Origin of the sequence: Mesorhizobium sp. M0698, from assembly GCF_040320455.1 — a bacterium.
GTDB lineage: Bacteria > Pseudomonadota > Alphaproteobacteria > Rhizobiales > Rhizobiaceae > Mesorhizobium.
In genome coordinates this window covers 132870-153427 of sequence record NZ_JAMYPQ010000014.1, presented here as the reverse complement: position 1 = coordinate 153427, position 20558 = coordinate 132870, and the positions used below count along the sequence as shown (strand labels likewise).

At 61.0% G+C, this 20558-nt stretch carries 20 protein-coding genes and 2 pseudogenes; 10 read left to right on the top strand and 12 right to left on the bottom strand.

Annotated features, from left to right (window positions below; translation table 11 throughout):
- Nucleotides 1-211: 211 nt before the first annotated feature.
- The 5 genes from NKI16_RS24570 to NKI16_RS24550 form a co-directional block, all read right to left on the bottom strand.
- The gene (locus NKI16_RS24570) at nucleotides 212-1213 is read right to left on the bottom strand and encodes an ABC transporter substrate-binding protein (protein ID WP_502896672.1); all 1002 of its coding nucleotides are present in this window, start codon (nucleotides 1211-1213) and stop codon (nucleotides 212-214) included.
- 224 nt (nucleotides 1214-1437) lie between these two features.
- Nucleotides 1438-2169, bottom strand: coding sequence for a histidine utilization transcriptional repressor HutC (gene hutC, locus NKI16_RS24565; RefSeq protein WP_352457599.1), 732 nt, complete (start codon nucleotides 2167-2169; stop codon nucleotides 1438-1440).
- Nucleotides 2170-2200: 31 nt separating this feature from the next.
- Nucleotides 2201-3223, bottom strand: a complete 1023-nt coding sequence (locus NKI16_RS24560; RefSeq protein WP_352569219.1) for a zinc-dependent alcohol dehydrogenase — start codon at nucleotides 3221-3223, stop codon at nucleotides 2201-2203.
- A 15-nt stretch (nucleotides 3224-3238) separates the two neighbouring features.
- Complete coding sequence (hisD, locus tag NKI16_RS24555) at nucleotides 3239-4561, bottom strand: histidinol dehydrogenase (RefSeq protein ID WP_352569218.1); 1323 nt, start codon at nucleotides 4559-4561, stop codon at nucleotides 3239-3241.
- A gap of 80 nt (nucleotides 4562-4641) precedes the next feature.
- Entirely contained in the window at nucleotides 4642-5415 is a 774-nt protein-coding gene (locus NKI16_RS24550) for an SDR family NAD(P)-dependent oxidoreductase (protein ID WP_352923765.1), read from the bottom strand.
- Between the two features lie 225 nt (nucleotides 5416-5640).
- Here NKI16_RS24550 and NKI16_RS24545 point away from each other — a divergent pair, with 225 nt between their 5' ends.
- From NKI16_RS24545 to NKI16_RS24535, 3 genes are all read left to right on the top strand, one after another.
- Nucleotides 5641-7674 (top strand): N,N-dimethylformamidase beta subunit family domain-containing protein, encoded by a 2034-nt coding sequence (locus NKI16_RS24545; protein WP_352839741.1) that lies wholly within the window; start codon nucleotides 5641-5643, stop codon nucleotides 7672-7674.
- A gap of 319 nt (nucleotides 7675-7993) precedes the next feature.
- Nucleotides 7994-8671 carry a dihydrofolate reductase family protein gene (locus tag NKI16_RS24540; RefSeq protein WP_352839743.1) on the top strand — a complete coding sequence of 226 codons (678 nt, stop codon included), beginning with the start codon at nucleotides 7994-7996 and terminating at the stop codon, nucleotides 8669-8671.
- 47 nt (nucleotides 8672-8718) lie between these two features.
- Nucleotides 8719-9264, top strand: coding sequence for a dihydrofolate reductase family protein (locus NKI16_RS24535; protein WP_352450998.1), 546 nt, complete (start codon nucleotides 8719-8721; stop codon nucleotides 9262-9264).
- 346 nt (nucleotides 9265-9610) lie between these two features.
- On the opposite strand, the gene NKI16_RS24530 is transcribed toward NKI16_RS24535, so the two are convergent.
- Nucleotides 9611-10267, bottom strand: coding sequence for a TetR/AcrR family transcriptional regulator (locus NKI16_RS24530; RefSeq protein WP_023676206.1), 657 nt, complete (start codon nucleotides 10265-10267; stop codon nucleotides 9611-9613).
- An 87-nt stretch (nucleotides 10268-10354) separates the two neighbouring features.
- On the opposite strand from NKI16_RS24530, the gene NKI16_RS24525 reads away from it, so the two are divergent.
- Both NKI16_RS24525 and NKI16_RS34100 read left to right on the top strand, forming a co-directional pair.
- A complete protein-coding gene (locus NKI16_RS24525; protein ID WP_352569213.1) occupies nucleotides 10355-10720 on the top strand; it encodes a VOC family protein in 366 nt (121 codons plus the stop codon).
- Nucleotides 10648-11226, top strand: coding sequence for a GFA family protein (locus NKI16_RS34100; protein WP_502897618.1), 579 nt, complete (start codon nucleotides 10648-10650; stop codon nucleotides 11224-11226). The genes NKI16_RS24525 and NKI16_RS34100 overlap by 73 nt, the downstream gene beginning before the upstream one ends.
- 178 nt (nucleotides 11227-11404) lie before the next feature.
- Here the strand turns inward: NKI16_RS34100 and NKI16_RS24520 are convergent, their stop codons facing one another.
- The 6 genes and pseudogenes from NKI16_RS24520 to NKI16_RS24495 form a co-directional block, all read right to left on the bottom strand.
- Nucleotides 11405-12055 (bottom strand): SGNH/GDSL hydrolase family protein, encoded by a 651-nt coding sequence (locus NKI16_RS24520; RefSeq protein ID WP_352634590.1) that lies wholly within the window; start codon nucleotides 12053-12055, stop codon nucleotides 11405-11407.
- Nucleotides 11983-12930: a sigma-70 family RNA polymerase sigma factor gene (locus tag NKI16_RS24515; RefSeq protein ID WP_352839746.1), complete on the bottom strand. Its 948-nt coding sequence runs from the start codon at nucleotides 12928-12930 to the stop codon at nucleotides 11983-11985. The genes NKI16_RS24520 and NKI16_RS24515 overlap by 73 nt, the downstream gene beginning before the upstream one ends.
- 19 nt (nucleotides 12931-12949) lie before the next feature.
- On the bottom strand, nucleotides 12950-13882 hold the full coding sequence (locus NKI16_RS24510; protein ID WP_352569210.1) for an alpha/beta hydrolase: 933 nt from the start codon (nucleotides 13880-13882) through the stop codon (nucleotides 12950-12952).
- A gap of 337 nt (nucleotides 13883-14219) precedes the next feature.
- Nucleotides 14220-14381, bottom strand: a pseudogene (locus tag NKI16_RS24505) (GMP synthase (glutamine-hydrolyzing)); the annotation flags it as partial.
- Between the two features lie 108 nt (nucleotides 14382-14489).
- Nucleotides 14490-15077: an NAD(P)H-dependent oxidoreductase gene (locus NKI16_RS24500; RefSeq protein WP_352451024.1), complete on the bottom strand. Its 588-nt coding sequence runs from the start codon at nucleotides 15075-15077 to the stop codon at nucleotides 14490-14492.
- A 595-nt stretch (nucleotides 15078-15672) separates the two neighbouring features.
- Nucleotides 15673-16569: a LysR family transcriptional regulator gene (locus NKI16_RS24495; RefSeq protein WP_352569208.1), complete on the bottom strand. Its 897-nt coding sequence runs from the start codon at nucleotides 16567-16569 to the stop codon at nucleotides 15673-15675.
- Nucleotides 16570-16836: 267 nt separating this feature from the next.
- Between NKI16_RS24495 and NKI16_RS24490 the strand changes: the two genes are divergently transcribed.
- From NKI16_RS24490 to NKI16_RS24470, 5 genes and pseudogenes are all read left to right on the top strand, one after another.
- Complete coding sequence (locus NKI16_RS24490; RefSeq protein WP_352569207.1) at nucleotides 16837-17571, top strand: SDR family NAD(P)-dependent oxidoreductase; 735 nt, start codon at nucleotides 16837-16839, stop codon at nucleotides 17569-17571.
- 151 nt (nucleotides 17572-17722) lie between these two features.
- Nucleotides 17723-18322, top strand: coding sequence for an NADPH-dependent F420 reductase (locus NKI16_RS24485; protein ID WP_352569206.1), 600 nt, complete (start codon nucleotides 17723-17725; stop codon nucleotides 18320-18322).
- A 3-nt stretch (nucleotides 18323-18325) separates the two neighbouring features.
- A complete protein-coding gene (locus tag NKI16_RS24480) occupies nucleotides 18326-18832 on the top strand; it encodes an SRPBCC domain-containing protein (RefSeq protein WP_352569205.1) in 507 nt (168 codons plus the stop codon).
- Nucleotides 18833-18866: 34 nt separating this feature from the next.
- Entirely contained in the window at nucleotides 18867-19679 is an 813-nt protein-coding gene (locus tag NKI16_RS24475; RefSeq protein WP_352569204.1) for an SDR family NAD(P)-dependent oxidoreductase, read from the top strand.
- Nucleotides 19680-19682: 3 nt separating this feature from the next.
- Nucleotides 19683-19795 (top strand): annotated as a pseudogene (locus tag NKI16_RS24470) (alpha/beta fold hydrolase); the annotation flags it as partial.
- Nucleotides 19796-20558 lie beyond the last annotated feature (763 nt).

Here is a 20558-nt window from a genome sequence, read left to right as displayed (position 1 = left end):
CCGTGTGCCCCCCCCCCACCAAACCCCGCGCCCCCAAAACCCCCCCACTCCTAACATCCCGACCCGCTCGGGTGCGAGGGCCGCGCCCACCCGGGTGCCGGGGCGACGGCGCATCGGCTGTTTGATCACCGGCCCCGGCGCTGCGTGAGACGGGCTTGGCTTGGTCGCACGCTGCTCGGACATTTGCGTCACCACCGCGAGCCGGCCCTCGTCATTTCGCGGCCTTGACGAATGACGGGTCGATCATCTGCTCCGGCGTCACGTCCGCCTGAAGCAGCCCGGCGTTCTTGGCGGCTGCCTCGACATCGGCGAATGTCTTGGTGGAAAATTCGCCCGTCAGCGCATCCTTGTTTTCGGCGAGAGTATAGTAACGCACGCCATCAAAGGCGGTGTTGAGGTCTTCGACGCTCGAACCGACTGCCTTGGAGATGATCGCCCGGCCGTCGGGCGTGTCGGCATTGTAAGCCTTCAGGGCCGCATCCCAGGTCTTGATCATGGCAAGCACCTGGCCGGGACGCGACTTGATCACCTCATCCCGCACCACGAACACGTCACTGATCAGGCCGGGATCTTCGCCTGCGGTGAAGAGCAGCTTGACGTCCTTGTTCTGTGCCCTGGCCGCGGTGAGATAAGGCTCATAGGTAACCGCGACCGGAACCTGGCCAGCGATCAACGCGCTGCCGGCATCCGCCGCCGGCATGGGAACCGGCTGGACATCGGCGATGGACATGCCGTTCTTGGCGAGCGCGTATTTGAGCAGGATGTCGCTCGTCGTGCCTTCCTCAAAAGCCACCTGTTTGCCCTTGAGGTCGGCGACGGAGGCGATGTCCTTGCCGGCGATCATGGCGTCCGCCGTCATGCTGACGTCGAGCAGAAGCACGATCTTCACCGGCAGGCCGGCCGCAACCATTCCCATAGCCGTGTGGGTCGCGATGTTGGCGGCATCGAGCTGGCCGCTCGCCAGGGCGGCGTTGATGTCCTTGTCCTCGGCGAAGTTCACGATCTGCACGTCGGACAGCCCGTTTGCCTTGAACAGACCTTTGGCTTCGGCGACGTGCCACTGGCCGTAGCCAAGCCATGGCTCGATGCCGATCTTGAATGTTCCTGCCTCAGGCGTCGCCGGAATTGTCGTGTCGGCCGCGCAGACCGCCGGGGCAAACCCGACGGCAGCAGCCATAACGAGTGCCCGAAATTGTCCTGCTAGGTTACGCATCATCTTGTTCCCCTTGATGATCAGGCCGCTTTTTTGAACCAAACATCCGGCCTGGTGAGAATGCGGGCTTCTGCTCTTGCGGCACCGTGCCTCGGCATCTTAGCTGTTCGTTCAACGAAAGTGCGACGACACTTCAACGTCAGCAACAGCGGATGTCAAGGCTAAATACATACATGCATATACAAGTTAGCCCCTCCTTCCGACTCTGATTCGCTTCACTGCGATCAGGGTTTTTTGGATGGAGAATATCGACTGCCAAGCGAGTAGCGGCTGCCAACGTAAGTCAGCTTACTGATCGTGGCAACGACGGCGCCCGTCCATGTCCGGCGATGCAGAAACAGGCAGCAGCTGCCGACGTCGATGCCCAGATACCGCGCCGTCTCGGCATCGGCAGGGGTCGCCGAGATGATGTGCTCGACCTCCGTCACCGGGGTTTTCTGCATGAGGTAGTCGTAGGTCGCTGTCCTGGAAAAATCCTGCTTGTCATAGTCGGGTATCAGGCCCGGGTTGACGAAGCGCTCTTCCAGTTGCACAGGCAGGTCGTTCTCGAAGTTGACGACGATGGAATGATAGACCGACACGCGCTTTGCAAACTCGAACGAAAGCGCGAGCTCCTTTGTCGGCATGATCTTTTCGAGGACGATAACCTCGGAGCGATGCCTGTTTCCCCGCGCGACAATTTCCGCCGCGATGTTGTTGATCTCGATCAGTGCGGATTGCGGTCGAGGTGGCGCGATGAATGTGCCGACGCCCTGGAGCCGGATCAGAAAACCCGCAGAGGTCAACTCCCGCAAGGCACGATGGACCGTCATCCGAGACACGCCGAGTGTCGCCACGAATTCATTTTCGGACGGCAGCTTGCGGTCCTTGCTCCATCGCCCCGTTCCGATGTTCGTCAGGATGTAGTCCTTGACCTTCTCGTAAAGAGGGCTGGCGGTGTCGGGCAAAGTGATCATTTCAAAAATCCTTTCCGGCAAGGTTCGGAAATCACACGCGCCCGGCAGACCGCATCCGGATGATTGTTTTCAAACCATCGCCCTGCCCCGCCAACAGCCGCTCATAGGCTGCGGGAACATCATCCAGGCCGATCTCGCGGTCGATCAGTTCGACCATGGGCTCGGTCAATTCGCCGAGCATCCGGATGGCGTCGGGAAGCTCATCGGCAAAGGCGTGGCATCCCAGCAATGCGATTTCGCGTTCAACCAGGATGTTGGGATCGATATCGAGGCGGCCGTGGAATATGCCGACCATCGCAACGGTGCCGCCGGCATCGAGAACGCCGAGCAACTGGCCGAGTGCTGCGACGCTGCCGGTTGCTTCGACGGCAGCGAGCAAGGGGGCATCTGCGGTGGCGGCGGCAATGGCGTCCCGGTTCAAATCGACGATGCTGGCGCCGGTCACACGCGCCACGCGGGCGCAGCGGCCAGGGTTGCGATCGGCGACGAGCACGGTACCTGCGAATGTCCGGGAAAGCAGCAGTGCGGCAAGCCCGCCGATAGTCCCGCAGCCGACGACAAGAACGGAGCCGGCCGTTTTCGGCAGACGCCGCACTGCGTGCAACGCTACAGCCAGCGGCTCGGCCATCGCCGCGACCCGTTCGTCAAGCACGGCATCGACGACGTGCAGCAGGCGTGCGGGCAGGACCGCCTGTTCGGCAAATCCGCCGTCGCATATCTCGCCGACAAAGCCCAGCGACGTGCAAAGATGCCGCCTGCCTGCATGGCATTGCGCGCATTCTCCACACCAGAAACGGGAATCGGCGACCACGCGGTCGCCAACAGCGACGGTGTCCACGCCCTCGCCGATGGCGATCACCGTGCCTGTCAGCTCATGGCCAGCCGTCGAAGGCGACCGGCTTATCCATTGGCCGGTGCGGAAGTTGTGGAGATCGGAACCGCAAATGCCTGCGGCATCGACCCTCAGCTTCACCCAGCCTGGCTCGGGAGCGCCTGGCGCGGCGATATCCTCGACGCGCAAGTCGCCGGGTCCATGGAGTCGCGCCGCCCTCATCGTCATCGTTTCCGCTCAGCCGGCGAGATAGCGATCGCGGATCTCCGAAACCGCGTTCTCATGCGAGCTGAATCCTTCGTAGCGGGCGAGCCTGCGGGCATGCAGGGCGAGTTCCGGATAGGCCGCCGAGGTCACATAGCCGACCGACGATCTCTTGACGAAATCCGTCACGGAAAGCGGTCCAAAGGTTCGCGCCCACCGGCTGGTCGGCAGCACCGCATTGGGTCCCAGGACGAAGTTGGCGAGGGTCACCGGCGTATGCGGACCCATGAGGATCTCGGCAGCTTCCGTGATACGTCCGAGATGCGCAAATGGCTCCGTTGACAGAATCTCGAGGTGCTCCGGCGCATAGTCGTTGATGAAGCGGTAGCTGTCCTCCAGCGACTCGGTCAGCACGATGCCGCCGCGCTTCCCAGTCAGCACCGCGCGTGAGAACTCCACACGCTGTTCGCTCATCCGGGACCAGTGTTCCGGTATCGCAATCAACGCGGCTTCGGCGACCTTGCGGCTGTGCGTCACCAGGTAGGCCGAGGAATCCGGCCCGTGCTCGGCCTCGATCAACAGGTCAAGAGCAGCCAGGCCGCCGTCGACGCTGTGATCGGCAAAAATGATCGCTTCGGACGGACCGGCGGGGAGACCTGTGTTGATGATCGGGGACAACACGCTCTTTGCCGCCACCACCCACGGGCTCCCCGGCCCGACGATCTTGACGGCAGGCTTCACGGTCTCGGTCCCATAGGCGACGGCGGCGACCGCATGGGCGCCGCCGCACTTGTAGACGGTCTCCACGCCGGCGAGGCGGGCAGCAACCAGCGTCGCGGCGTCGACGGAACCATCCGAAGTCGCAGGCGTCACGATCGCGATCTGGGGAACCCCGGCAATCACCGCCGGAACCGAGGTCATCATCGTCACCGAGGGGAAGGCGCCTTTGCCGCGCGGAACATAAAGCGCGACCGAAGCAATCGGTGTGTATCGGTCACCCGCATAGGCGCCCGGCCGAACTTCCTTGAGCCACATCGTTTCCGGGCGCTGCTCCTCGTGGAAATGCCGGATGTTCTCAATGCCGAACCGGATACTCTCCACGACATCCTTCTCGACCTTGTCGAATGCCGCGTCGAACTCCGCTTCCGAAACTTTCAGTCCACCGTCGGCAACATCGGCTTTGTCGAGTTCGCGTGCAAACCGGAGCAGTGCCGCGTCACCTTCATCCTTGACGGCCTGGATGATTGGACGGACCTTTTCGATGAAGGAAGACAGATCTCCTTCGGCGCGTTTCAGTAAACTGGCCCGCTGATCGACACTGAGGGATGACAGGCGGTGGAAGCTGACGTCAGACATGGCGGCTCCTTTTCTTAGAACGCAATTACGATTAGCGCTTGTCGATCACTTCTGGGACACGTCTCCGGCTCCTGAAGCCTTCAAATCGATGCGAGAAAGCCTCCATCCACGGGAATGGACTGGCCGGTTATGTAGGCTGCCGCATCCGAAGCGAGGAACACCGCGATTCCGTGCAGGTCCGAGAGATCACCAAAACGGCGCTGCGGAATCTTGGCGAGCATCGATTGCTGCCATGCCTCGTTGCTGTAGAACACGTCTGTCATCGCTGTCCTGAAATAGCCAGGCGCAATGGCGTTGACCCGGATCCCGAGATCGGCCCACTCCGCTGCAAGCGCCCGCGTCATGCCGAGGAGGCCTGATTTCGACGAGCCGTACGGCACCGCCGTGGGAACCCCAACCTCGGAGGTCAGCGAGCAGAGATTGATAATGACGCCGGGCCGTCCGGCGTCTCTCATCTGCCGCGCGGCGGCTTGGGCGCAGAAGAAGGCGCCTTTGAGATTCGTATCGATAATCCTGTCCCACAAGACCTCGTCGACATCGAGTGAAGGCCGGACCTCTTCCGTACCTGCATTGTTGACGAGAATATCGAGACCTCCGAGCAGGCTGCTGGCCTCGGCTGTCGCCGCTCGGCAGCGGTCGACATCGGTGACGTCCAGGGCGATGGCGTGCGCGACCCCGCCGGCGGTGCGGATGGCGGCCATCGTCTTCTCGAGCGAGGCCACGCTGCGCGCCGTGACCGCGACGTCGGCGCCGGCCGCGCTGAGCGCCTCGGCGATGCTGCGCCCGATGCCACGGCTTGCGCCGGTTACAAGCGCCTTCCTGCCTGACAGATCGAAGAGAGATGCGTTGCGCATGTCATCCTCCTTGGTAATGTCGCGCTTGGACCGATCGCGTCGAGACTATCCGAATGCAGCTTATCTATACAAGCATGTACATCATGGCTGTAGTGCGCCATGCGGAACTTTGCTTGTCAGAGCGGCAGCGCATTGGCCGACATCGGACCGGTCTACGCGGTTCGCCCCAGCCCATCTGGAGTTCATCGGGAGGGATAGATGAAGCGCGCAGTAGACCACGACGCGATGAGCGTGGTCGGCTATACCACCCCCTGGAGTGCCAAAGCAGGCCAGCGGATCAACCTCAGCCTGTCATGCGATCGGCCGATAAAGGCCACACGAATTTGCCGGCTCGACAAGCCGGCTCCGGAACTTCTCGCCTGGCCCATCGAAACGATAGGTGAAGCACGGCGTCGGCATTTCGACCAGGGGTCGTTCCTGTTCGTGCGAGCCGGCGAACTGGTCAAAGTACAAGCCGTCCACGGCATTCGTTTCGAGCTGTTCCTCACGCGCAACGAAGGTGCGCGCACGATCCTGGAAGCAGGCGCCCTCGGGCTGCGCCTCCGCGACGGCGCATTTGTCGTGGAAATCGGCGGCGAAACCCCTGTCGAGAAGAAGGCGCCAACTGGTGTGTGGCTCACTCTCGAGTTGGATCTGCGGCAGGAACAATCGCGTCTGCGCATCAAATCCCATGATCTTCTCGCGCCTTACGAACTCCATGAAGGTTTTGGCGGCCCGGCGCGGAACCTCCAGGCGCACGGCATCCATTTCGGCGCAAGTGCCACCAACCACGAACCTACCCTCAACGCGAAATTTGCTGCGATCCGGCTCGACACCCCACACGGGACCATTGCCTGGGATTTCCCGACGCTGTTACCAACGCAGCCGATCCTGTCGTCGGGCGGAGCAGATCCGTTGCTCCTCGACGTGATCAATCAGCCAGCCTTCTGCGTGACTTCGGCACGCTGGGACGGATCGAGCTTCGAGCCTCGCTTGGTGCCGTCGCACTACGACGCTATCCATTGCCACGACGACGACATCGGCCCGCTTGCATGGCCGGCATCGCACCGCGCGACGATCCCTGAAAACGCACACCCTGGCGTCTACGCGTTCCAGGTCGAATGGGAGGGTGGCTACGAACGCGTGGTGTTCTTCGTAACCTCTTCACAGGTTTCGTCGCCGCTGTTGTATCTCGTGCCGACGGCCACCTATCTCGCTTATGCGGACGAATATCTCCCGGATCATCTTTATGAATGGAAAGGCGACGACCGGGGACATCGCTTCGCGATCGCCAACAATCTGAAATCCCTTTACGACTATCATTCCGACCTTAGCGGTGTTTCCATCTGTTCCTACAAAAAGCCGAAAGTGACGCTCAGGGACGATTACGATTATCCGCTCTGCGGCTGCCCACACAATCTGCCGGTCGATCTGCACTTCCTCCGATTCTGCCACGACAATGGAATCGTGTTTGACGTCATGACCGATCACGATTTGCACGAATGCGGCATAGACGGTCTGCCTCGACATCAAGCCGTCGTCACCGGCAGTCACCCCGAATATATGTCGATCGAGATGGAGCAGGCGCTGCGGCAGTTTGTGGCCGAAGGCGGCAGCATCGCCTATCTCGGCGGAAACGGCTTTGCTGCCACTGTGGCTTTCAAGGACGACCTGATGGAGCTGCGGCGCTCGCCGCTGGAGGCTGGCCGCACCTGGGACGGCCCGGTCGCCGAACAGGCGCTGTCGATCACCAACGAACCAGGCGGCTATCTCCGTTGCCGCGGCCGAGGCGAATTCTCGCTGATCGGCAGTGCAATCTCATTGATGGGTTTCGATGGCGCACGCCCCTTCACGCGCACTGAGGAAAGCCATGAAGCAGGATGCGCATGGCTGTTCGAAGGCGTTGAAAATGCGACCTTTGGCACGGACGGCATCGTGCTGGGCGGTGCCGCGGGCTACGAAGTGGATGCGACGGACCCAGCCCTCGGCACTTCCGCTGACACCGTCGTGATCGCGCGTGCGACGGGATTTCCCGACAGCTTCTTTCAGGATCCGACGCGCTGGTACGAGGGCGGGGATAGGCAACGCATCGCCCGCCGCTGCGCCGAAATGACCCTGCGAAAGCTCGCAGCAGGCGGCTTGATCTTTTCCGCAAGCTCGGTTGCCTGGTGCGGCGCGCTGCCAGCCGCAGGCGCCATGAACGATGTCGGCAGGATCACGCTCAATCTGCTTACCCGCCTCGGCGCCACGAAAGGAGAACCGGCCGAGAAAAATCGATAAGCTGATTGGCGCCGTTACGGAAAGACCCGTATCCGTTTTTGGGAGTCAAATCAGTCGGCGTGCACCGGCTTCGTCTCACATGCCTCTCGCCACCTGGCGGACGGCAGTTGCCTCAGCCGCAACCTTCAGGTGCGCTGCTTTGACAAACGGCGCTGAACCAGAATTTGGCGCGGCATCAACGACACCCTCGCCGACTAGGCAAGGAAGCTCGGTATCCCTCTTCGGCGGCGTGCAAGCGTTGTCGGACTATTCCGCAACGAATTGTCGGAACTGACCGATCTGGCCCGTCCTTCGGTCTCACCAGCGCTAGGAAGAAGCGATGAGAGACCTGATCTTGAAGATGTCCATATCGATCCGTGACCTGGATGGCCGAAACACATGGATGTTCGGCGCCGATCAAGAGGCGAAGGCCTGGGGCGTAGAGTTCATATGGAACTCGAGCCTGCACATCATGGGCAGCCGCAGCTTCCGTGACATGGCCGCCTGGTGGCCGATCTCCTGCGACCAGTTCGCGGCGCCGATGAACCAGATCCCCAAGGCCGTCTTCTCACGACGGGGACCGGAGATCCTGAGGGAGGTGAGCAAGTCGGCGGCGCTCGATGAGGCTCGCGCCGTCAACGCGGGAACCGGTCAGCCGGCAAAGTTACAGCCCGGTGGTGAAAGTTGGGCGGAGGCCTATGTGGCGAGCGGTGACTTGGCGGAGGAAGTCGCGAAGTTGAAAGCCCAAGAGGGCAAGCCGATCATCGCCCACGGCGGAGTGAGCTTCGCCCGCAGTCTCGTCGCCCAAGGACTGGTCGACCAGCTCGCCCTGACGGTGGCCCCCGTGGCGCTGGGCAAAGACCTGCCGCTGTTCTCCGAACTGGTCGCGCCGATGTCTCTCAAGCTGGTGAGCTCGAAAGCCTTCCCGGGGGCGCGGTGGCGCAGATTTACCGGCCAACGTGAACACGTCAGAGAATGTGTGCAGCCAACGAACCGACGAAGTGAGGGCGAGGTATAAATGAATGCGATCCCTTCGGATCGTCGTCGATCGATAGGAGCCTGTGCATGGCGAAGCTTGTGTTCGGAATGATGCAGTCGCTCGACGGCTATGTCGCTGGCGCCGAGGGCGGGCCCGGGCTGCCGATGCCGGGCGAGGCGCTCCATCGCCACTTCAACGCCCATGTGCGCGGGATCGCCGGCAGCCTCTACGGCCGGCGCATGTACGAGGTAATGCGCTATTGGGACGAGGATCAGCCGGGACAGGACCAGGTCGGGCGCGACTTTGCGGCGGCCTGGCGGGCGCAGCCGAAATGGGTCGTCTCTCGCACCCTGAAGTCGGTCGGGCCGAACGCCACGCTGGTGGACGACGATCTCAAAGGGTTCGTTAGGGCGCTTAAAGCCGAACACGAGGGCGAGATCGAAGTCGCCGGACCGGAGCTTGCGGGTAGTCTGACCGAGCTTGGCCTTATCGATGAGTACCGGCTCTACTTCCGTCCCATCGTGCTTGGTCGCGGCAAGGCATTCTTCGCCGGCCCGCGGCCACCGCTGCGTCTCGTGGCCAGCGACCGGGTTGGCGAGGACGCGATCAGAGTGACGTACGTTCCCGCCTGATCATAACCCACCCGACATCCTAATGTCCGTCGGACCGAATTTGAGCTCATTCCCACTCGATCGTTTTGAGCCATGGTAACGCGAGGAGGCGGCAGCACAAACTTTTCTGCACGCCCTAAAGAACCGACTCTGCGATCCGTCAGAAATCTGCGCTCTTGATTTCAAAAGGGAATTTCGGCGATTCGGGATCGGCTCGGTTTCGGCGACTATCGACAACAATCGGTCGATTTTCGACAGCCGCGCCGCAACAAGCCGCGACCCACTGGGGACCAAAAAAAGGACCGTCAAACACGGCCGAACGGTCCGCACGGTAGCGCCCGGCATTCGCTCGTCGCCGTGGCGTGCCTCACTTGCCGTATGACGCAAGGAACACCCGTACGCCGGCCGCGGCGTGCCGTCGAAGCTTCGCCGGTTTCGGAATCGACTCGTCACCCAACAGCATGGCCCTGTTCAATGGCTCGCCCATAATCAACCAATTGAACTGGGAAGCGGCGACGGCCGGATCATCGATCGCAAGCAGGCCGCGATCAGCCAAGCGCTCGAACAACACTGCCATCGCCGCAATTGCGCGCCCGGGTCCGCCATCGAAGAGCGCCTTTGCCAGTTCTGGGAAGCGGCCGACCTCGCCGATCACCAGACGGCGCAGCTGCATGACGCGCGGCGTGAGTACAGTGGTAAGCTGTCGGTACGCATAGCGCTGAAGATAATCGGCAATATCTTCGCCCTCGGCGAGTTCGGGCATTTTACTGTGGACCCTATCGCTGGCTCGATTGGTCACGCTGCTCACGATCTCCACGAACAGCATCTCCTTGTTCGGAAAATTCTTGTAGACGGTCTGTTTCGACACCGCCGCAAGCGCCGCGATCTCGTCCATATTGGTGGCCAGATAGCCCTTTTGCAGAAACACTTCTGTCGCCGCCTCGAGGATGGCCCGCCGCTTTTTCGCCGACCGGCCGTGCGGTTCGAGTTCTTCTGAAACACCTGCTGAACGCGTCGTGGTCATGCTCCTGGCGTGTCCGCTGCCGATTGACTCATGGTACTGGACCGTCTAGTTTGATTTGGACCGAGATGCAATGGGGAGAGATCGACAATGCACATCCAGTTCGCGGAGCTTCCGGTGTTCGACCAGGAACGCGCCAAGGCGTTCTGCATCGATCACCTGAACTGCCGCGTCGTCGCCGATCAGCCAATGGGCAATGATGGGTGGCGATGGATCGAACTCGGATTTCCAGGTGCCGAAACCACCCTCCACTTCCTAAGGCGCAAGGACGAAACACCATCTGAGGGGCCCGTCCTCGTGCTGGTTGACAACGAAATCGAAGTCACCGTTCAGAGACTCAAATCGCGAGGCGCCGAGATCATAGCAGAACCGCGCCCCGCGCCATGGCAACCGGGGCGCACGATCGCGGAATTTCGGGACAGCGAGGGCAATCGCATGATGATCACCAGCAGATGACGCACTCACCTATCATGACCGCAACTTGCTCTTGCGGTGGCGTCGAACTCAAAGCCTTTGGCAGGCCGATCGTGAGCAGTGCCTGCTACTGCGACGACTGCCGGAAGGGAGCTGATCAGATCGAAGCTTTGCCAGGTGCTGGCGCCATACGCGATCCCGATGGCGGCACCGCATACATCCTCTATCGAAAGGACCGCATCGAGTGCTCCAAGGGGGCCGAATTGCTGAGGGGTTACAAGCTTAAGGAAACTTCAGCCACGAATAGGGTCATCGCCATGTGCTGCAATTCAGCGATGTTAATGAACTTCGATAGAGGTCCGCATTGGGTCTCGGCATACAGAGCGCGGTTTCACGGAGAACTCCCGCCACTGCAGCTGCGGATTTGCACTAAGTTCAAGTCGGACAGCGATGTCATTCCTGACGACGTGCCGAGCCACCGGGGTTATCCTCTAGGGTTCGTCGTTAAACTTTTGGCATCGCGCGTGGCGATGTTGCTAGGTCGATAAACCGGCCGCCAGCCTGCGCGATAAGACATTCAGATAGGTGCGCAAATCGGATACAGCCTTGCCGCTCAGGGTTCAGGCCTGAACGAATTTCTGTAGGCGATCCGCCACGATCAGCCCTGCCCGGCTGTTCAAGTGCACGCCGTCGGTGTGAAATAGCCAGCCATTTACGCGGGCGACATCATCCGGACGCTGCCGCAGCACCAGTACGCGAAAAGCATCGCGATAGAATGGAAGAAAGTTGAACGCCGTGTAGGCCCGGCCAGGGCGAGGCGCGAACCGCCTCGGTGAGCGCCTCATGGAGCGGGACATAGCCGCAGCGTTCCTCGTGCGCGATGGCCGCCACGATCGCAGAATATTCCTTGATCCGCCGGTTGAACTCGCTCTGGAACGGGTCGTCCGAATCCGGCGCTTCTCCTATCGGAGGGAGCGAGCAAAGGCCGATGTCCGCCGCCGTCTCGCGCTTCAGCCTGCGTGCTATCTCGGCCAGATTCTCGTGGAACCAATCGGGCGAAGGCGTGCGGGGCAGACGCTTCCAAAACGTAAAGAACCGCCGCACTTTGCGTGACACGAGCGTGAGAACATCATTCCCGCCGACCCAGACGATGACCTTGTCGGGACGACAGGCGAGCACATCCGGCAACCGCTGCAGCGCGTTGTAGGCCAAGTCGCCGCCGACGCCAAAATTCCGGAACTCAAATTGCCCGTTGCCCGGCCGCCGGCGGAGCTCCGCCAGGCCAGAAGTGAGAAATCGTCGCCTTATGCTCTTCCCAAAACGGCTGGCCCAGTCATGAGTTTCAGGTCGGATTCCGCGGCGTTTTCCAACATCCATGGGCAGGCATAATAATCTTCGATGCGATCGATGACGCGACCGGCGACATGGACACGAACCGGCCACGCGACCTGCCACCGGTCGCCTCGCTGGAAGAGCACGATCAGGACAGGCTGTCCGTCGATCGCCCCCAACTCCATGGTCCACGTCTCCGGGTTTCGCTCGTATTCGACGAAATAGGGAGAACTTCTGAGCAGGCCGTCGAAGCAGTCGGCGACCCGCAACCGAGCATCGGCGCTGGTGAGGCTCCGCACGCCATCCCAGTCATGGCGGTTGAAGAGGTCAACATAGCGCTGCAAGAGCCGCGCGGTGTCGGGATCAAGCGGACGGTTCGGTTCACCGGCAGGTTCAGGGGGCAAGTCGGCGAGCTTCGCCCGTCCGCGGGAGAGCGCGGATTTGACGCCCCCAACCGTCGAGTCCACGAGTTCTGCGGTCTCTTCCAGCGAATAGTCGAACACGTCCTTCAGGAGGATGCAGGCGCGCTCCTTGGGCGGCAAGCGGCCAACCAGCCGTTCGATGGCGCGGCGTGCATCGGTCGCTGCCGGCTCTGCAGAGACAACGCCGACGTCGTCCGAATAGGCGTGCTCCGCGCGCTCGCGCACATCGCGTCGCCTCAGAAAGTCGATGCAGCGATTGTGAGCGATGCGAAACAGCCAGGGCTTCAGCCGGCGGGCATCGTCGAGGGTCTCAATCTTCGTGTAGGCCTCGAACAGCGTCTCCTGCACGAGATCCTCACCGTTGAGGCGTGAGCCCGTCATGCGGGCGCAGTAGCGATGCAGTTGGGCGCGGACGCCTGACACCGTCTCGAGGAAGGCGCGATATCGCGCATCGAACAGGCCGGTCGGTCGCTCGGGCATGTCCTTCAGCTGCCACATCTTGGTTTCAATTTGCCAGTCATGCGACCTCCTGACCTTCAGCGCGTATTGCCGCGGTTGCGGCCAGACCAAGCTTGGGGCGAACCCATTGTGCCAACCGCGCGATCGCGTCGTCGGCTTCGGGAGCGCGGCCGGCCATCATCTGGAACGAGTGCAGCATCCCCGGAAATACGTCTAAGCGCACCTCGACGCCGGCGGCCTTTGCACGCTCGGCGAGCGCTCGGCTGTCGTCGAGCAGGGTTTCCTCTTCGCCCGCCTGCAAATAGATCGGCGGCAGGCCCTTGAGATCGGCAAAGATCGGGCTGGCCAAGGGATGTCGGATATCGACCTCACCGAGGACTTGCGACGCGAGCATGTCCACGCTGGCCTTCTGGAAGAAGGCGTCCTTCTCACGGTTCGCTTCGTAGGAGAGTCCGCTCGCGGACATATCATGCCAGCCGGAGATACTGAGGATCGCCGCCGGCAGCGGACGTCCGGCGTCGCGGCGCTTAATCGAGGCCGCGAGGATCAGGCCCGCGCCAGCGGAATCGCCTGCAGCTATGGTGTGCTTCGGCGCGACACCCTGCTCGAGCAGCCATTCGAACGCGGTCAGGGTCTGCTCGATCTGGCGCGGAAACTTGCTCTGGAAAACGTAGTCGTACGTAGCGAGCAGAGCGTAACAGCCGATCGCCTTAGCAAGGTGTCCGACCATCTTGCGATGGGTCCAGATCGATCCGCCAACATAACCACCGCCGTGCGCGTAGAGCATGACCCGATCCTTGGCCGCCAGTTTTGGCTGAACCCACAGCGCGGTCGTGTCGCCGAGGGTCGTCTCGACGTAATCGACGCCGCCCGGTTCTGCCGTCAAAACGGACCACTCGGATGCTTCCTGTGGCGATTCTCGACCGCTGCGAAAAGCCTCCGCGAGCGTTTCGTAGTGTATCTTGTTCGCTAGGCTCTGCTTGCTGTTCATTTGTCACGCTCCAATTCGTCCAGGAGGGCGATGTCAAGGATGACCGTGCCCATGAACAGCTAAGACGGATGAACCCAGCGAAAGGATACGTGGCCGGCAGATGCAACGCCTCGCCGGTGGCAGTTGCCGCGGACCCCGGTTGTCAAACCCAGCAAGGCTAGGCTGCTCCACCCTTCTCTGTGGGACGTTCGTTCCAGACATTCGCCGATCGGCCGGATGCTTCGTCTATGCCGTCGCCGGGTGGCGGGGGCTGGGACTATTGACTATTATCGCCGAGCCAACATCGCCTTAAACATGCTGCTCTATCCTCTTCTACTCCGCAGTACTCCTCGTCACTCCACTCGATTGTGCCTGGCGGTTTGCTCGTCACGTCATAGACGACGCGGTTGATGCCGCGCACCTCGTTGATGATGCCGGTGGCGGCGGCGCCCAGGAATGCCAGGTCGTGACGGTAGATATCCGCGGTGCTGCCATCTACCGATGGTGACGCTTTCGGCGCGTATGCGCGTACATACCGATAAGGGCAGCGGTCACGAGCCGCGCTGTCCCCACGGGCATTGCTCTACCTGCGCCCTTCAAAGAAAAGGAGCATTGTGACGGGGCTTAGCTATAGATGCTGTAGCATTGATCTAATGCGATTTATCGCAGCATCGACACCTTGCCTAGGCAGACTTTCAACCTTGTAAAATGAAAGGAACGTAAGCGAGGCTTGAGGAGCACAGGTATTCAGAATAGCTGTCTTGAGAACACGCCGCACTGGCCGCCTGAGGATCAGCCAATCGACCCACCAAGGTGAGCCCAAAGTGGTTATTGCAACCACCTTCCTTAACTGGCGAAGTCGCGGTTGTATGGCACCAAGATCGGCTGCGTGATCGTATGCAATACCAGGCACCCATACCCTGTCGAACCAGCCCTTCAATATAGCTGGAGGTCCGAACCACCACGTGGGAAAAATCAAGACGATAGTCTCGGCCCAGAGAAGATCCTCAATCTCTTTAGCTACCTCTGTAGTCTCGAATCCGGAATAGTAGCTCGCGCGCTCCGCCGGTGTAAGAGCCGGGAAGAAGCCAGATCGATACAGATCAACATGTCGGCACTGGTGCTTCGCATCCATCAGGGTGTCGATAGCTGCGTTCGAAAGCGTTTGGCAAAGGCTTGGATTGAGTGGATGAGCCGTGACAATCAAACATCGCATACCAATATTTTGAATCCTCCCCAATTTGGTTGCGCTGCGCGTCATCATTCGTGCGGCGCGGTGCTCGGGCAAAGCTTCTCATACCAATCATGGATTTCGAAATAGCTGTACGCGCCACAGTCTTCAAAGAGCAATTGTTTTTCAACGCCGAGAATGGCCCTTCTCGTCGCCTTCAGAGACTAGAGGCCACTACGCCTACATCTGCCGGAGTATTATCGCTTCCGCCACTCTGCTCTCGGCTGCTCGCTAAGACTCCCCCTCATTCCCACTCAATGGTTCATAGGTATGGTAACTCGCTGATTTCGCATCGCAAATCCTTTGCGCACGACGAAGAACCCTCTTGCGATCCGTCAGAAATTTGCGCTCTTGAATTCAAACACCAATTTCGACGGTCCACGTTTTGCTCGGTTTCGGCGACTATCAGTATCAATAGGTCGATTTCTTTCTGACGGCCGCCGACCGAGCCGTAACGGCAGTTCCCAAAAAAGACCGTCACGAGGCGGTCTACGACCAGAGTCCGTCGCGAGATTACATCGGGCTGCGTCGTTGATACAGCGGTACGCTCGAGACAGCGCCATCGGTGACCTGCCAGGCGTCAGTCGCGCGATATGGACAGCCCCGCGAGAAGCGGCGCGTACGCGGCGAGCCTGTGGGATACGAACTCCGTGAAGAGCCGCACGCGCTTCGTCTTGCGTGTCTCCCCCTGTGTGAGAAGCCAGAGCGTTCCGTACATGTGCAGCTCGGTGCCCGGCACCCTCACCAGTAGGGGGTCGGCATCGCCGACGAAGCAGGGCAGTGTCGTGATCCCGAGCCCTTGCCGTACAGCAACGATCTGCGCCTCGGCGTCCGTGGTCCTGAAGGGAACCCCCGTGGTGCGAACCTCACCCTCGCTGGCCCATTCCGGAATTCCATGAATGCTTATGACGATCCACCGGATGGGATCAGGCGCGCCCGCACGCCACGCGGCTAGTCGATCACAGGACATATAGACGCCGCCGAACACCTCCGGTCCCTTCAGGCCATGAAGATTGAGCGGCAGGGTTTTGCGGTCGTAGACGACGCGGATCGCGACGTCGGCCTCTCGGTTGGTCAGATTTGCCAGCTCGCCGGACGACAAGATTTCCATCTCGATGTCCGGATGCAGACGCGCGAAATCGGCGAAGTCCGGCATGAGCAGGTGTGTCGCGAGGGGCGGTGCCAGCGTCACCCGCAGAAGCCCGCGCACGCTCTGGTCGCGCCCGAAGACGCGCGTCTCCAGCAGGTGCGACGACACTTCCATCTGGTCCGCGAACTCGAGGACCTCCTCGCCCGCAGCCGTCAGGCGGTAGCCCGAAGGCAGCTTTTCGAACATCTGCACCCCGAGGCGTTCCTCGAGCTGGGCGACGCGTCGCAGCACGGTCGAGTGGTTCACACCGAGGCGCTCGGCGGCGGCCCGCACCGAGCCTCCGCGCGCGACGGAAAGAAAGTAGCGAACGTCATCCCAGTCGATCATGGTGCAATCCGGCACCGCGGTGCGCCTTCCAAGGCCCGTATCTAACACATCGAACAGCAGTACGGGCGGTCATCATAGCCTATGTCGACGAGTGCGGCTCAATTCCGAACGGCGGACGCCGATCGTCGCGGCTGGCGTCAGGCGTCCAGCCGGATCGATTTCGCACCACCGATGTGCGCGCTTCCGCACTCAACAACTGACGCCGGCGGACCCATTTCGAGGCTCTCGGGGGCAGATGCTGTCCCGACACCACGAAAAGGAGAAGTCATGGGAAAGCTTGAGGGTAAGGTTGCGGTCATCACGGGTGGATCGAGCGGCATGGCGCTGGCGAGCGCCAGGCGGTTCGTTGAAGAAGGCGCCTATGTTTTCATCACGGGCCGGAGACAGGAGGCGCTGGACGAGGCCGTCAAGCTGATCGGCCGGAACGTGACCGGCGTGCGCGGCGACGCGGCCAATCTCGACGACCTCGACCGCCTGTTCGATACAGTCAAGCGGGAAAAGGGCAGGATCGACGTCCTGTACGCGAGCGCCGGCACAGGCGAAGCCGTCCCACTGGGCGAGATTACCGAGCAGCACTTCGATGCGGCCTTCGGCCTGAATACGCGCGGCACGCTGTTTACGGTTCAGAAGGCGTTGCCGCTGTTCAACGATGGCGGATCGATCTTCATGACCGGGTCAGTTGCTTCGGTGAAAGGTTTTCCTGGTTACAGCGTGTATGCGGCGAGCAAGGCGGCGCTGCACGCATTCGCACGCGGGTGGCTCAACGAACTCAAGGGCAGGAATATCCGGGTGAACGTGCTGCACCCGGGGCCGATCGCCACACCGATGCAGGACCAAGTCCTCACCGAGGAGGCGAAGCAGATGTTCGAATCCCTGATCCCGCGGGGAAAGATGGGGCGTCCTGAGGAAATTGCGACGGCCGCGCTGTTTCTTGCTTCCGACGATTCGAGCTTCGTGAATGGGGTGGAGTTGTCTGTCGATGGCGGCTTCTCGGCCATCTGAAATCGCGCCGGATCGCGGGAAGCGGCTGACCGGCGGGAACTAGCGTGTCCATGGTGGAACGACCACGCAAAGGTCGCCACACAGCGCAACGAATAACCCAGCGCCGTTGAAGGCCGGGGAAATCAATACCAACACGGATCGGAGAAGCATCATGAGCTACGCAATTGTAGGATTCGGTAAGATAGGCCAGGCCCTCGCCCACGCCTTCGCCCGTAAAAACATCGACGTGGCCGTCGCGAGCCGCCGGCCGCCCGAGGCGTTGGCGCCGCAGGCTCGGGCGATTGGACCCACGGTCGTCGCCAAGTCGCTGCGGGATGCACTCGAGGCCGACACAATCATCTTGGCAGTCCCGTTCGGAGAGCACCGCGAAGTTGCGAAGGCTCTGCCGAACTGGGAAGGCAAGACAGTCATCGACGCGACGAACGTGTTTCCAGTGCCTGAAGAGCTGGACGGTCTCCCGTCCTCCGCCTTCGTCGCGAAGGCGTTCACCGGCGCCAAGTTCGTCAAAGGGTTCAATCACCTGGTTGCGGCCACCCTGGCTGCCGATCCGATCGTCGAGGGCGGGCACCGTGTCGTCTTTCTGTCGAGCGACGACGAGGACGCGACCGCTCCCGTGGCGGCCTTGGCCAAACAACTCGGGTTCGCACCCGTCAAGCTGGGAAAGCTCAACGAGGGTGGCGCGCTGGTGCACGCGCGCGGCCGCACTTGGGGCCAGCTCATCTTCCAGGATTTGTTCAAGAAGGAGCAGTAATCGATGTACGACCATGTGACCTGGCCCGAGCGATATGATCCGAAAACGTCGGCCATCTACGCACTCAACGACATTGACGTGAAGGCGCCGCCTGAAGCGGTCTGGAAGCTGCTCGTCGAAGCCGAGAATTGGTCGAGCTACTTTCCCGCCGAGGATCAGGTCAAGATTCTGACGGGGGAGCCGGAACTGGCGCTCGGAACGCGATACAGCCGTGTGACGGTTGGATTTCCGATGAGTCTGGTCGTGACGGAATGCGAGCCCCTTCGTAGGCTCGCATGGGCGACGACAGTTGATGGCGACGAGACCGGCTCAACCGCATACCATGGCTGGGTCATCACGCCTACGGACCATGGCTGCCATGTGCTGACCGAGGAAACGCAGCAGGGCCCCTTCTTCCTCGATGAGCTCGGGCGCAAACATCCCGGCGCACTCTACCGGTATCACCAAGACTGGGTCGAAAGCCTCGCCCGCGCAGCGGAGGCGGAAACAGCGAAGACGACAGTGGATTGATTGCGCTTCCTATTTAATTTTGGAGATGAATGAGATGAATATCGAACTCAAAGGCCGCAAGGCCATTGTTACCGGATCCACCGCCGGTATCGGCCGCGCGACGGCGGAGGGGTTGGCGCGTGCCGGTGCATCGGTCGTCGTCAACGGCCGTGGAAACGCTCGGGTCGATGAGGCGGTGCGGCAGATGCGGCAGGCCTTCCCCGGCAGCGACATCTCGGGTATCGCCGCTGATCTTGCGACAGCGGAGGGGGCAAAGGCCTTGATCGCGCATGCGCCGGACGCCGATATCCTTGTGAACAACGTCGGTACAGCACACATCCGGAGCTACAACGGCGTCGAGGATATCGCAAATATCCCCGATGAGGACTGGCTTGACCTCTTCCAGTTGAACGTAATGAGTGGCGTGCGCGCGAGCCGTCATTACCTGCCGCGGATGGTGGCGAAAGGCTGGGGCCGCGTCGTGTTCATAAGTAGCGAATCCGCAGTCAACATCCCTAAGGAAATGCTCGACTATGGCATGACCAAGACCGCTCAACTCGCGGTCTCACGCGGGCTTGCCGAGGCGGTCGCGGGCACGGGCGTCACCGTCAACGCCGTCCTGCCGGGACCTACCCGCTCTGAGATCCTGGGCAACTTCATGGCGAAACAGGCTGACGCAAATGGAATCACGCAGCACGAAGCCGAGCAGGGCTTCCTGCAGGCGATGCGTCCGACGAGCCTCATCCACCGCTTCGCGACCACCGATGAGGTGGCCAACATGATCATCTACACATGCTCGGAGCAGGCTTCGGCGACCACCGGCGCGGCTTTGCGGGTGGATGGTGGCGTGGTCCGCTTCGTCGCGTAGCAGGACGACCAAATTGTTCCGTTCGCCAACTCGGGTCCGCTGTCGGCCAAGCTGCTGAAGCATGGCACGCTTAAGTCTACAGGGATCTGCCGCACGGCATGCGCACGATCCACGCATTGCGGGGGCACTCTGAAACTATGCGAGGCACGAGAACGTATTCAGCTACGGCGCCGTCCCCGCTGTGCTCGGCGGCCGTGCGCCCGTCTCGTTGGTCCCGCCCCGGGGGCTTAGACCATGATACAAATCCGCGGAACATAATGTCTATTGTCCGAGGAATTGGATCGGCGCTCCGATCCCAATCCAAAGCATGTGCTGTGAACGGCGCGGTGTATCGATCCCTTTGAGCATCTCTACACATAATCGAAGGTCTATCGCCGACCTGCAAAACGGCTGCTTGTTCTTGCAGAATCGCCCGCGAACTATCGCCTCCTATCGTTGACCAACAATTTCCGAATATATCCGACAGTACTCCAACCTACGCCCCCTCATTCCCACTCGATTGTTTTAAGTGATCGTAACGCATTGAATTCCACGCACAAATTCTTTCTGCACGCAATGAAGAACCGTCTCCCCGATCCGTCAGAAATTTGCGCTCTTGAATTCAAAGGAGAATTTCGGCGATTCAAAATCTGCTCGGTTTCAGCGACTATCGGCATCGATTGGTCGATTTTCGACATTCTTTAGCTGTGCCTTCACGATCCCGTCGGCAAAAAGACCGTCACGGCTCGCAAGAGCCTGAACGACACGCAGTTCCTCTCATGCCTTGATCCGTCCCGGACTTACGCCTTGGCGGCGTTCTGTGCAGCCTCGAATACATCGCGTGCGGACGTCGTACCCGCTACGTGCTCCGTAAGCACGTGCACCAACGTTTTCGAGTGT